At 34.2% G+C, this 12,530-nt stretch carries 17 protein-coding genes; 16 read left to right on the top strand and 1 reads right to left on the bottom strand.

Annotated features, from left to right (window positions below):
- Positions 1 to 5: 5 nt before the first annotated feature.
- From A6B44_RS09015 to A6B44_RS10930, 5 genes are all read left to right on the top strand, one after another.
- A complete protein-coding gene (locus A6B44_RS09015; RefSeq protein WP_090923399.1) occupies positions 6 to 431 on the top strand; it encodes a phage structural protein in 426 nt (141 codons plus the stop codon).
- Positions 431 to 877 (top strand): phage tail assembly chaperone, encoded by a 447-nt coding sequence (locus A6B44_RS09010; RefSeq protein WP_090923401.1) that lies wholly within the window; start codon positions 431 to 433, stop codon positions 875 to 877. The genes A6B44_RS09015 and A6B44_RS09010 overlap by 1 nt, the downstream gene beginning before the upstream one ends.
- 5 nt (positions 878 to 882) lie before the next feature.
- Positions 883 to 1,026, top strand: a complete 144-nt coding sequence (locus A6B44_RS09005; RefSeq protein WP_176673426.1) for a hypothetical protein — start codon at positions 883 to 885, stop codon at positions 1,024 to 1,026.
- A 49-nt stretch (positions 1,027 to 1,075) separates the two neighbouring features.
- Positions 1,076 to 3,229, top strand: coding sequence for a tape measure protein (locus A6B44_RS09000; protein WP_090923403.1), 2,154 nt, complete (start codon positions 1,076 to 1,078; stop codon positions 3,227 to 3,229).
- A gap of 314 nt (positions 3,230 to 3,543) precedes the next feature.
- The gene (locus A6B44_RS10930) at positions 3,544 to 3,666 is read left to right on the top strand and encodes a hypothetical protein (RefSeq protein ID WP_256211160.1); all 123 of its coding nucleotides are present in this window, start codon (positions 3,544 to 3,546) and stop codon (positions 3,664 to 3,666) included.
- Between the two features lie 285 nt (positions 3,667 to 3,951).
- On the opposite strand, the gene A6B44_RS08990 is transcribed toward A6B44_RS10930, so the two are convergent.
- A complete protein-coding gene (locus tag A6B44_RS08990) occupies positions 3,952 to 4,116 on the bottom strand; it encodes a hypothetical protein (RefSeq protein WP_176673503.1) in 165 nt (54 codons plus the stop codon).
- Between the two features lie 173 nt (positions 4,117 to 4,289).
- Between A6B44_RS08990 and A6B44_RS08985 the strand changes: the two genes are divergently transcribed.
- The 11 genes from A6B44_RS08985 to A6B44_RS08935 all read left to right on the top strand — a co-directional run bounded on the left by A6B44_RS08985 (position 4,290) and on the right by A6B44_RS08935 (position 12,517).
- A complete protein-coding gene (locus A6B44_RS08985) occupies positions 4,290 to 5,345 on the top strand; it encodes a hypothetical protein (RefSeq protein WP_090923410.1) in 1,056 nt (351 codons plus the stop codon).
- A gap of 134 nt (positions 5,346 to 5,479) precedes the next feature.
- Positions 5,480 to 6,619: a hypothetical protein gene (locus tag A6B44_RS10860; protein WP_218061369.1), complete on the top strand. Its 1,140-nt coding sequence runs from the start codon at positions 5,480 to 5,482 to the stop codon at positions 6,617 to 6,619.
- Between the two features lie 390 nt (positions 6,620 to 7,009).
- Positions 7,010 to 7,276 (top strand): phage antirepressor N-terminal domain-containing protein, encoded by a 267-nt coding sequence (locus A6B44_RS08975; RefSeq protein ID WP_306400516.1) that lies wholly within the window; start codon positions 7,010 to 7,012, stop codon positions 7,274 to 7,276.
- Positions 7,254 to 7,730, top strand: a complete 477-nt coding sequence (locus A6B44_RS08970; protein WP_176673502.1) for a hypothetical protein — start codon at positions 7,254 to 7,256, stop codon at positions 7,728 to 7,730. Before A6B44_RS08975 ends, A6B44_RS08970 begins: the two co-directional genes overlap by 23 nt.
- 67 nt (positions 7,731 to 7,797) lie before the next feature.
- Positions 7,798 to 8,430, top strand: a complete 633-nt coding sequence (locus A6B44_RS08965) for a phage baseplate protein (protein WP_090922107.1) — start codon at positions 7,798 to 7,800, stop codon at positions 8,428 to 8,430.
- A complete protein-coding gene (locus A6B44_RS08960) occupies positions 8,424 to 8,738 on the top strand; it encodes a phage baseplate plug family protein (RefSeq protein WP_090922102.1) in 315 nt (104 codons plus the stop codon). The genes A6B44_RS08965 and A6B44_RS08960 overlap by 7 nt, the downstream gene beginning before the upstream one ends.
- Positions 8,722 to 9,588, top strand: a complete 867-nt coding sequence (locus A6B44_RS08955) for a phage protein (protein ID WP_090922100.1) — start codon at positions 8,722 to 8,724, stop codon at positions 9,586 to 9,588. Before A6B44_RS08960 ends, A6B44_RS08955 begins: the two co-directional genes overlap by 17 nt.
- Positions 9,581 to 10,141 (top strand): Gp138 family membrane-puncturing spike protein, encoded by a 561-nt coding sequence (locus A6B44_RS08950; RefSeq protein ID WP_090922098.1) that lies wholly within the window; start codon positions 9,581 to 9,583, stop codon positions 10,139 to 10,141. Before A6B44_RS08955 ends, A6B44_RS08950 begins: the two co-directional genes overlap by 8 nt.
- Positions 10,138 to 10,491 carry a contractile injection system sheath initiator gene (locus A6B44_RS08945; protein ID WP_090922096.1) on the top strand — a complete coding sequence of 118 codons (354 nt, stop codon included), beginning with the start codon at positions 10,138 to 10,140 and terminating at the stop codon, positions 10,489 to 10,491. The genes A6B44_RS08950 and A6B44_RS08945 overlap by 4 nt, the downstream gene beginning before the upstream one ends.
- On the top strand, positions 10,488 to 11,921 hold the full coding sequence (locus tag A6B44_RS08940; RefSeq protein ID WP_090922094.1) for a hypothetical protein: 1,434 nt from the start codon (positions 10,488 to 10,490) through the stop codon (positions 11,919 to 11,921). The genes A6B44_RS08945 and A6B44_RS08940 overlap by 4 nt, the downstream gene beginning before the upstream one ends.
- Positions 11,921 to 12,517 (top strand): baseplate wedge 1 family protein, encoded by a 597-nt coding sequence (locus tag A6B44_RS08935; RefSeq protein ID WP_090922092.1) that lies wholly within the window; start codon positions 11,921 to 11,923, stop codon positions 12,515 to 12,517. Before A6B44_RS08940 ends, A6B44_RS08935 begins: the two co-directional genes overlap by 1 nt.
- Positions 12,518 to 12,530: the final 13 nt, after the last annotated feature.

Here is a 12,530-nt window from a genome sequence, read left to right as displayed (position 1 = left end):
AAAAAATGGGATTAAAAACATACGATCCAAGTAAGGTCATTATTACTTTTGGCGCTCACTCAGTAAAAGGTTACGCAGATGGCACTTTTGTGAACGTTGAGCAAATGTCAGATGGTGTTTCTTCTGAAGCAGGGGCTGACGGTGAAGTAGCTCGTGCTATGAGTACGGATAAGCGAATGAAAGTCACTTTGACTTTGCAACAAACATCTGAAAGTAATGCTGTTTTGTCAGATGCTTACGACCGAGACCAAATCTCTGGTGGCTCTTACATTATGCCAATTTCTATTACTGATAAGCGAGGTAAATCATTATTTGCATCCGCTCAGGCGTGGATTGTTAAAAAACCAAACAGTGAGTTTGGAAAAGAGTTATCTACTCGAGAATGGGAAATTCATACAGCAAATGCAATTTATACAGTAGGGGGTAACTAATGGCAAAAATTAAAGAAGTTAAGATAGGCGAAAAGTCTTTTTATATTCAAAGAATGAATGCTTTTGATGCTTTAAAAACGTTTGGTGATTTGCAGAAAGAAATATTGCCTGCGTTAAGTGGTGTTATGACTACTGACAGTCAGGTCGATATTAAAAGCGCTATAACAGCGTTATCAACTGCATTAGATGGAGCGAGTTTAGAGCATTGGTCATCTCGATTATTGTGTAATGGCTTAGTCACATTTGATGATGCAAATGATGATAATGTGGTACTTAAAAAAGCAAATTTTGATGAGGCTTTTGAGGACTTCACTGGCATTTTAGAGTTAATTGTTGAAGTTGCTATTGAGAACTTTAAAGACCCTTTAGTGCGTTTGCTCAACCGTTCTGGGTGGGACGGCTTGAGCAAGGGCAGTCTGTCGGAACTTATCGACAAGAACTCTTAGATGAGATGTTGATATGGCGACCAATAATTGCAAAAGTGACGACTCTTGCAGAAGTAAAAAACGGTACTTGTTCATTGCTTGACTTACTTAAGTTAAATGCTTTGCTAGATGGGCAAGCAGCCGCTGAAGCTGAAGCATATAAAAAATAAGATAGCCCTGTGTTTACAGGGCTTTTTAATTTAATTAAGTGGAGAAAATATGATAGCAAATGAATTAGTTACTGTGCTTGAGTACAGACTTAAAAATAACAAAGATATGCAGAAGTTTATCAAGTCTGTAGAAATAGCAAAAAAGAAAGTAGAGATTTTAAATAAGTCATTAAACAAAGCAGCAAAAACCTCAGGTTTGTCTGATTCTCTTAAAAAAACTCAAAAAGTAGTAGATGAGTTACAGAAAAAAGTAGACAAAGGAGCAGAAGCGTACAATAAAGCGAATAATGGAGCAACAAGGCTACACAATACACAGCGAAGAGTAACACGCTCAGCTAATAAAATGGCAAAGGCTTACTCTCGTTTAGGTGGTTACATTAGAATGGCTCTAGTTGCAATGGGCGGACTTAGTGTAACTAGATTAATGGACGAGTCAGCAAGTATAAAAGGACGTCTAGCGATTTCTGCTGATGAGGGTAATGCGGATTATGTTCGTAAGCAGGTTTATGAAAATTCGATTAACTCAGGTACAGATTTTGAAAGTAACATTGATTTATTTGGCTCTGTTGCGAGAAATAAGCAAGCATTAGGAATTTCAGATCAGGATGCTGTTAGACTTGCTGATATTGTTGGTAAGTCTGTTGCGATGACTGGAGGTAAAAATCCAGGAACAGATGCAGCGGCTATACAGCAGTTCTCACAATCATTATCAGCAGGAACGCTTAGAGGTGATGAGTTACGATCAATCTTAGAAAACTCAAACGGTTTAGCTAAAGCTATTGCAGATAGTTTTGGAATATCAGTAGGTGAGTTGAAAGAGATGGGAGAAAAAGGACTTTTATCATCTAAAAAAATGGTTAAAGGGCTACTTGCTCAAGGCGATAAAATAGATAAAAAGTTCTCACTAATACCCAAAAGATTTGGACAAGGATGGACGAACCTACACACCATTTTAGTTGAGAAAATAGCTAAGCCACTCAATGAAATGACACAATGGGGGCAGAAATTCTACGAACTAACAACATATATTTCTGATAACTTTCAAGAAATTGCAGCGAAAGTAGGCTCTGCTGGAATTCTTGGTTCGTTCTTAATGCTCAACTCAATGTTGAAAAGAACCAATAATAAAATTATCAAAATGTATAGACGTGTTGCCAAAATGAAAGGTCCAATTATAGCGATAGCAACCGCTTTTAAGAAAATGTTATTACCAATGCTAAAAGGATTTTTAAAAGCTTCATTGTTGATGTACGGAATGTACCTCATAGGTGAGGATATACTTGTATGGATGCAAGGTGGCAATAGCTTAATAGGTGACTGGGTTGGTAGTTTTGAGGAAGTTAGAAAATCTCTTGAGTGGATATTAGATCCGCTTTCTGAGTTTTTTGAGTATTTGGGAGGAGCAGGTCCAGCTATCGCCAACATTATAGCCATTGCATCTGTTCTTTCTGTTGTGCTTAGGGTTGTCTCATTATTAAAAACAGCTTTCGCACTGTTAGCTCCTCTTTTAGCGGGGCTTTCTCTTCCTGTTTTAGCTGTTTTAGCAGTTATTGCAGCTCTTGCTTATGCTGGATATTTAATATATGACAATTGGGAGGGTATTACAAAATGGTTTAAAGATATGTGGAGTTTGCTGAAAACCTATACGGTTGCTGGAATTTTAAAAATAGGCGCTGCAATTTTGGACTACTTTACTCCAATGTGGTGGTTTTACAAAATATTTGCTAAGGTGTTAAGTTGGTTTGGTGTTGATCTTCCTGACAATTTATCTGATGCGTTTAAAAACGCCCTTAATAATATAAAAAATATTATACTTTCTTTCAGTCCAATTAAATGGTTTAAGGATGTATTCTCTGGTGCGTTTGATTGGATTAGCAAAAAGATAGACAAAATTGTTGATAGTTTTAAACTTTTTGATTTCAGTGAAAGTAGTAAAAATATGCCTAGTGGTCTCAAAAACGCTTTAAAAGCAAACCAGAAAATAATGCAGACAGGAAAGGCAGGAATGTTCTCTATAGGAAATGTGAGTGTTCAGCCTCCTGGAGCGCAACACAATAAAAAAGTAATAACAACTAACCAAACAAACCATCAAACGGTAAATGTCACAACAGCAGCGACTGCAAAGGAAGTAGTTAATGTTATTACTAACGAGGGAAGAAATATGGTAAGCAAGACATTTTCTCCTAGTGTTGAAGTAAACTAGAAAACAAAGGAATTATAAACAGCCTCAACTAGAAATAGTTGGGGTTTTTTATTATCTAAATTCTTAAACTAGTTTAAAAGAAATATTGCATTTGTAGTGTGAAAATAATAATCACAAAATGAGAGTGCTGAACAGCTTCTTCTCTTAATAGATAATAAATATTGTGATAATTAAGTAACACAGTTAGTAGAAAAAAAGAAACCCTAGTAACTGGTAATTACTAGGGTTTTTATTTCCAAATAGTACAAGTATAAGGAAACAAATAATATATGAATGATAAACGATTTAAACTCAAAATTCTAGGAGTATTTATTATGGAGACCTTAAATTTTAATGGTAAAGAATTACGTAAAACAATATGGTCTGTTATTTTTGGAATTGCATTGATTAAGATTATTTCAATGCTTCCTGAGTTGATAGTTTTACTTATGCACTAAAGAGGTTCGTAAAATGTTAGAACTAATGGATAAATCAGAACAGGAGCATTAGTTATTTCTCAGGGCGTTGAAACATTTGATGAAGAAGTGGTTGTTGAATAAATATAAAGTTTATTTTATAAATACACTTTGTTATAATTTATCACGTAAAAGCAGTAAAGATTAGTGACAGTAATCTTTTTTAATTCAATTAAAAAGGAGCATACTATGAAAAGATTTATTGAGGGTTGGGACGGTAACGACTAGAAAAGAAATAACCTAAGCCTGCATAATGCAGGTTTTTTATTACCCTAAAAATTCACTAAGCCATAGTATTAAAGTTTCTGTTTCTTCTTCATTAGCATTAATGATATTAAATTCGTCATCAATCTTAGAAAGAATAGAATCAAGGTTATCGTTGATGAAAGTATCATTCTGATTAATTAGCCATTGTCTGAATTGTTGTTTCATAGTTTTCCTGTTTGCTCGCCAAATTTGTTGAGCAAAGATTACTACAAAATCACAAGTTAGAAAGCTGAATGATTAATTTTTTCGATCTAGATCGCAAAAATAGGAAATAAGTCTTGCTAAGAGTTAAATTAGTAATAACCTTCTTATAATATCATTAACTTAAGGAGGTTATTATGTGGGGCTGGATTGTCTTTGGTGTAGTTTTTTTTGTGTTTTATAAGTATGGAAAAAAAGGGGACAAGAAGGAATATGATAATAGAAAACAACAAGAACATTTGCCCACTACCACTTCTACTCAGTCATATTCGTCACACGATAAACTAAATAGAGACTTATCTGAGGTTGATAGAAAGATAAGGTTAGCGATTAATAAAAATGAAATGGATGCCGCTTGGGGGCTTTTAGACAACAAATCTAGAATTTTAGCAGAGGCTTTAAGCTCTAGAGCTATTTCATATAAAGAGTTTTTAAGCCTTGATGCAGAGAACTATTATCATAGTGCGATATTTCTTTCTTACGAAGGTAGAGACGAGGGCGCATTTCAATATATGTGTTGGTATGCTTTTTTGTCAGGAAAAGTTTTAGAGGATAAAACAGTGCTTCTATTAAAGAAATACTTCGACAAAGCAAACTTTGTAAATTTATACTTTGAACAAGTAATGAGTTTCCTTGCAAAACTACCAAGAACTCACAATAGCTTCTCAGATGTAAGTAATTTCTTAAGGAATTATATTCCTGAGTATTGGGCTGATGAAATCAAACAATATAAAAATGAACCACTTAAAAGACTCGGGTTAGCATATCAAAACTTACCTTTATCAGTAGCTTTTAAGGAAGCTAAAATTGCAGTTAGAGCATTAATAAGAGAAAAAAGAAAATATAAAACAGATTATGAAGCTGAACTAGAGATTCTTTATGGGCTAGCTGTCTTTGAATCAATGGCGATTCCTTATTCTACATATGCTGATACACCGGGGTATAATATAATGAATTTAGTATGGAAAAATACAAATGAATTCACAGATTTAACCTATGACTATCAACAAGTTGGATATAAAAAATTACGTTTAGGTGTTACAGATATCAAATGGATTGTAGCAAAATGGGGGGAACCTCAAACTCATAGTACATTAAATAAAGTTCATCACGATATTTGGTGTTATTATGAAAGAGAATTTGTTAAAAGAAGAAATGATTTTTGTGCTAATTTTGGAGTAGTAAAATACTAAATTTATCTAATAATGTGTTATTTTCTCGATCTAACTTGATAATTTAGTAAAAATATTTTACAAAACTTGAACTTGGTCACAGAGATTGATTGTAGTTTTGGATATAATTTGTTGAAATTAAATTAATTTTAACAATGGAGAAAATTATGGCATTTGCATCAATTATGTTTGAGAATAAAAATACAGACTCTGTTAAAGAAGCGCCTGTGGGTTTTTCTTGGACAACATTGTTTTTTTGGTTTTTCCCTGCTTTATTTAGAGGGGACTTTAAATATACAATAATTATGTTTGTTTTAGCTATTTTCACTGCTGGCATATCTATTTTAATATTCCCATTCATCTACAATAAGCTGTATATAAAAGATTTAATGGCCGCAGGATATAAAGCGATCTCAGTTGCAAAAGCTGAATTAGAATTTATAGAGTCAAAACTAGGCTTTGAGATACCAAAAAAAGATAAACAAAATGATCAATTAGAGAGCTTTTCGGTATCATCTGTAGCAAAAACAAATAATATTTGTGAAACATTTAATAACCAAAACATTAAAAAACACGCGAAAGGCGGTAAAAAAACAGCTAAACCAACAGCTAAAGATTGGATAGTTTCAATTATTTTTTTAATAATAGTGGGTGTTACTATTAGATCTTGTGCGTCAAGTAAAGATGATAAAGCTGTAAGTGAATCAGCCAAGCAAAAACAAGAAATAAACTTAGAAGATAAAATCAAAAAAGTTAATTTATCTCCTTATGATAAAAAGAGTTATCCTAAACTATTCAAAAAATATAAAAAACGAATAAAAGATATTGAAATTCATCGTAAAAAAGCAGCATTAAAAGCCGCTATGAGTGAAAAATGTGACAATGTTGTTATTTCAGAATTGAGTTCTAAGAGTACATTAAAAAATCTACGCTATTTTGTTGATTGTGAGAATGGTGAGCGTTTTGAACTGACAGAAAAAGATCTAAAAGATGTTAGTGATGATGGAATTGTCAAAACAGCACCAAAAGCAAATAGTGAAACAGAATACGACACGCTAGAAACGTGGAGGGCGTGTAAAGAGATGATTCAAGCAGAAGCATCACCATCTGAGGTTTTAACTTTCCACGAGGTGTTAGGAACAGCAACGAGGGTAAACAAGAATACTGGGAATTATGAAATTTATACTGATTTTGAATCTAAAAATGCGTTTGGTGTAGAATATGGATTCTCTGCTCGTTGTATTTTTGGAAAGGATGGAAGTGGTAGAATGAATTTTTGGAGACGAAATGACTAATAGATATTTATTTAACTTTTATTAGATTTTGATTTTCGACAAAAACCAGTCAAAAAGGCTGGTTTTTCTTTACATATTAAAAATAAAATTATATTATTCATCACAAGATGTGAAAACGTCTAAGGTGTCGAAACCTTTAAAAGAAGCGGCAAGTCCGCAGCCGAAACCCTATGCGGTTTTTTTGTATCAAAAATTCACTAAAAGTAGTGTCTATCAAATTTTTATGCAAAAAGGTGTATTTACAATCTATGATCGAGTGGGCGACTAATACAATACCCGAAAGGGGAATACGTCCAATCTGTTACTTCTCAGATTTTCGAACCACTCGATCACCTACTATGGTGATATGACCATAGTTAAAATTTCGAAAACTAAAAGAAGGAGACAGTTATGTCTAATCAAATCTCAACCCAAACAATTACATTCAACAATCAATCTTTAATTACTTTTGAAAAAGACGGTACACAATACACTGCAATGAAACCTATTTGTGAAAATATCGGCTTAGCGTGGGAAGCACAATTAGCTAGAATTAAACGTGATACAGTACTTTCACAAGGTATGATCGTTATGATCACACCTTCAAATGGTGGTGATCAACAAATGATTTGCTTACCCATAAACTATTCGATATATGGTACAAGAAAACAAATGTGATGAAGATACATTACAATTAGTAGCTAAACTGTATCATTTCTGCAATCAAGCACAAGAAATGAGAGCTGAAGCCATTAATAAAGGAATGTATAATAAAATCAGTGATGAATTAGGCGGTCATTACTTACATAATTTTGGAATGCCATTAAAATGTGTAATGAAAAAAGCAAAAGCCTATTTTGATAATGAAGTAAAGAAATTAGACCAAAATGAAACGGTTACAATAGACAGAGAAACGGCAAAAGTTATACTAAAATATATTGATATGTCTCAACAATTTGCTAAAAATATGGAGCAAACGCACCGAGATTTGTTTGAGGCACTAGGAATAACACGTCTTTCAGGTATTAGCAATAATATTGCTGCGACAGCTTATGACTTAAGCCACGAGTTTAATTTTTGGCTTGATGATTTTGCAGAGCAAGTTAGACCAAGATTGCTTTATGATTTTTAACTTGTAAAAACTTAATTAAATCATACCGCTTGTAGAAATACAGGCGGTTTTTTTATGGGAGAAATATATGGGTCTTATCAATTTGGTTTTCTCACCAAGACAAAAAACAACCATTGGTAGTTTAACTCTCGATGCGTTATTAACTGAGATAAACACTTACAACAGTGATGTTACAGAATATACAGTTGAAGAGGGTGCGCCAATTACTGATAACATCGGTCAAAAGTCCAGAACTCTATCAATAAAGGGTGTTGTAACAGGGGCTGGTGTTAGCTTGTTTGAGGGTGGAGGCAAAGTGAAAATGATTGCGGCTAAAGAAGTTATTAAACAAATACACGAGCAACAATTACCAGTAACTATAGTCACAGGAATGGAAATATATCGCAATTTTGGTATGGAAACCTGTACTGTAACTCGTTCAGATTCATTAGAAAAGTTAAATATTGAAGCAACATTTAAAAAGATCAAGCTAGCCACACCAAAAGAAACTGATTTACCTCCTGAAAAAGTTCGCAAAAAACCATCAAAAGCAGGTGGCAAGTCAGCACAAGGAAAAGCAGGTAAAACAAAGCAAAATGCAGGCACTTTGCAAAAAGAACAAAAACCTACTTCTACGATGAACACTACAAAAAGTGGGATTTCTGAGAGTGTTACAAAAATTTTAAGTAATGTAGATTTGGACGGTGTAGGACTATGGTAACAGTAATTACAGTACCAGACTTAAATGATAGTGTTGGTGAAATAGATATAAATGGAAGAACTTACTATCTCTCTTTTTCGTGGAACTCGGAAGGTGAATTTTGGGTTCTTGGTGTTCAAGACAGTGAGCAAGAAACTATTATTTCTGGCATAAAAATGGTTAGTAATATCGATTTATTTGCTAAATATCGCTATTTAGATATTCCAAAAGTAAGAATGATAGTGTCTATGTCTAATGGTCAAGGTAAACCTGATAGAGATAGCTTTAATAAAAGAGAGGCTGAGTTGATTTATGAAAGCGAAATTTAAAAGAGTTTACAAACTTAAAGTAGGAAAAGCGAACGGTAAGGGAATAGAAATCGCTCCACCTTTTCATATTGAGTTTGATGTAAGTAAGGATACAGACGAGAAACCAAATGTTCATTCTGTGAGAATTTATAACTTAAAGAAAGAAACAATGGATCAACTTTCTAAACCTGATCAATTTTGTGTTTTATATGCAGGTTATGAATTTGAAGATGGAGCTATCTTATTAGCAGCAGGAAATATTGAAGAAACATATATTAAGCGGACAGAAAAAGATGTTATTTTTAATATTGATTTTTTAGATGGTTGGGTAGCAATAAGAGACACGGCAGTTTCTTTAGGTTATGCAAACGGCATATCAGCTAAAGCGATCATTAAAGAAATAGCCAATCAAATGGGTCTATCATTAATGATGAATGAAAATTTGCCTGATAGAGTGTGGCGACACGGTTTTAGCTTTTATGGAGCCGCACATCAAGCACTACATAAAGTAGTGCGAGGAGCAGGTTTAGAATGGTCAATCCAAAATAACACTCTACAAATAATTAAAGAGGGTAGTACAACATCACGTAAAGCCGTTGTTTTTAACTCTGAGTCAGGAATGTTGGGTTCACCTGAAAGAATAAGAATATCAGCCAAAGAAAAGAAAAACAAAAACCAAAAAAAGGGTGGACGACAAGAAAAGAATGGTTGGAAAATACGCTCTTTGTTAACTCCTCAAGTAAATGCTGGAGATAGAATTAAAATAGAGTCCAAAGATGTGAGTGGCTTTTTTAGAGTTGATAACGTCAAACACTCAGGTAACTTTTCAGGCAATAGATGGGAAACAATTATGGAGGTAAGAGATGTTTGATATCCACACTAGTTTGCCTGGAAAAATAATTAGTTGGGATGGAAAGCTAGCAGTAGTTAAACCGTCATTACCAAAAAAATTAACAGATGGCAGCGAGCTTACTCCACCTCAAATAGTGAGCGTTCCTGTTCATTTTCCTGTTGGAATGGGTGGAAATGCAGTAATAAGCGTGCCGCTAAAAAAAGGCGATGCAGTAACTCTACATTTTTGTGAACGGTCATTAGAAAATTGGCTAAGTGGTAATGATGTTGCTCCAGACGACCCAAGAAGATTTGATTTATCGGACTGTTTTGCTACTCCTGTGTGTCGTCCTACACAAGCAAGTTGTGATACTGAAAATTTATCTCTTAGTTATGGAGGAGGGAGTTTTAAAATCGCTAAAAACGGCGAAATTACAATAAAAACACCAAAGTTTACTGTTAATGGAAAGACTATTCTTAACGGCGATACGGCAACAACAGGAAAACTTACCAACAATAAGAAAGACGTTGGTAGTGGTCACAAACATAATGGGATTGCCAAAGGCGTATCAAATACTGGAGAGCCAATATGAGTGTAGATATAGCATTAAGCAAAGGACACGATTTAGTTTTAGATGGTGATTTCAAATTTATATCAGGTGCTGAAAAAATAGCACAGCAAATCAAGGTTACATTACTAACATTTAAAGGCGAGTGGTTTTTAGATAATGAACACGGCGTGCCTTATTTTGATTATGTATTAGTTAAAAATCCAGCACGTGAGCAAGTTGAGGCTATATTGCGAAAAGCGATTAAAGATGTTCCTGATGTTTTGGGCGTGCAAAACTTGAAGCTATTTATTAATCACCCTGCAAGAAAACTAAAGGTTGAAGTGCAAGCAGAAACTAACGAGGGTATAGAAAAAATAGAGGTAATAGTATGACTTATGGAGTAACACTACAGGGATTTATTAAAAAAAGATTGCCAGATATTCGACAAGAGATTATTGGTGACCTTAAAAGCAAATTGTCAAAAGTAGGTATCACTGATGATATTGACACACGACCTGATAGTATTATCGGATTGCTTATAGATACATTCGCAGAGCGAGAGGCAGCAGTGTGGGAATTGCAAGAGGGTGTTTATTATGCAATGTATCCTGATTCAGCAAACGGAATTTCACTAGATAAAAGTGTTGGAACTGTTGGAATGGAGCGCTTTACTAATGAGAAAGCTAAAGGGTATGCTGTATTCTATGGCAGTGGAAATATCTCTAAAGGAACATTGATTAAAAATAAAAACACTGGTGATAAATGGCAAACTGCTAAAAATGGCGTTATTTCTCGTGATAATGTTGCAGATGTATTAATCAGACCTGAAGTTATTAATAATCACACATACACTATAACAATTGACGATACTGATTATAGTTACACTTCGACTTCTAACACTAAATTAAGTTTAATTTTGGCTGGTTTAGTTGCTGAATTGCCACAGCAAAGCGTTAGTGTATCAAGCAATGGCGCAGTTGTTCGTGTCACTGCACAAGAGAAATTAAATATTAATTTATCGCTGTCTGATAGGTTGCATATTGAAAAAATGGGAACACGAATAGCGGTAGAAAGCGTTGATTATATTGAACGAGGCGCTGAGGTTGGTGAGTTAAGTGAAATAGTGACACGTGTTGATGGATTAATTCAAGTTGATAATTTAGAAGTCGCAATTGCTGGAAGAAAAGCTGAAACAGATTCAGAATTAAGGTTGCGACATCAAGAAAAACAATTTGGCAATGGAAAATCAATTTTGCCAGCGTTTGATGTGGCTCTTAAAAGCGTGTTTGGCGTAGTTGAGTCTAGAACGTTCCAAAATAACACAAATGATGTTGATGATGTGGGTAGACCTCCTCATTGCGTACATTGTGTTGTTGATGGAGGGCTTCCTGAACAGATAGCAACAACTATCTATAATACTGTTGCAGGTGGCATTGGGACATATGGAAATATTAGTAGAGTGATTAATACTAGTGAAGGCGATCAATTAATTAGATTTGATAGACCAACATATAAGTATATTCACGCAAAAGCAGTTGTGACTAAACTACCGAGTGTAGAGGAAATGTTCACATCTGATGGTTTTAGTCACATTAAGCAAGCCATATTAAACACAGGAAATCTATTTAGTATCGGTGCTGATGTTGTCACTCAAAAATTCTATGGTGATATATATAAAACACAAGGAATTGCTAGTGTGGATTTAAAATTTGCAGTTACTGATAGTCCTAATGACATACCAATTAACTTTTCAGCAAATAACATAACTATCGCTGACTTTGAAAAAGCGGTATTTGATCTAAGTAGAATTGAGGTGATGTGATGGATTTAGCACAAAATCACGCAGAAATAGCGTGGAGTAATAATCTAGGTCAATTCGATAAGGCTCGCACAATGCGAGCTTTTTTTATGGCAATCCATAAGCCGTTTGAAGATATACAGAAATCAACTAAAGCTTTATTTGATGAAAGATGGCTTGATACTGCAAAAGGCAAGCAGTTAGATGGCATAGGTCAGATTCTACGGCAACCTCGTTTAGTCGATTTTCCTATTGCTATTCATTATTTCGGATTTAAAGGACAACCAAATATTGGTGGGTTTGGGATGTTTAAGTTTAAAAAACAAGATTATGGGTTGTTTGCTAGAAATATTGAGCGGCTTGATGATGATAATTACAGACGAGTTTTATATTGGAGAATTGCTGTAATTACTGGCTCAGGAACAATACCTGACATTCATAAAGCAATGAACCATATTTTTAATCTTCGTAATTTCAGTGCGAGAACGACAGAAAATGCGAATATTGATATTTCAATAACATTAAAAGACAGCAGAAATAAATTACTGCTAAATAAAATAGAACGATGGATTCCAGTAGCAGCTGGTGTTGGTGTTAATTTAACTATTAATGAATCTTAAAAGGATAATCGAT

Source organism: Pasteurella skyensis, assembly GCF_013377295.1.
Lineage (GTDB): Bacteria > Pseudomonadota > Gammaproteobacteria > Enterobacterales > Pasteurellaceae > Phocoenobacter > Phocoenobacter skyensis.
The sequence above is the reverse complement of the archived record's forward strand: the minus strand, read 5'-3'. Positions and strand labels throughout refer to the sequence as shown.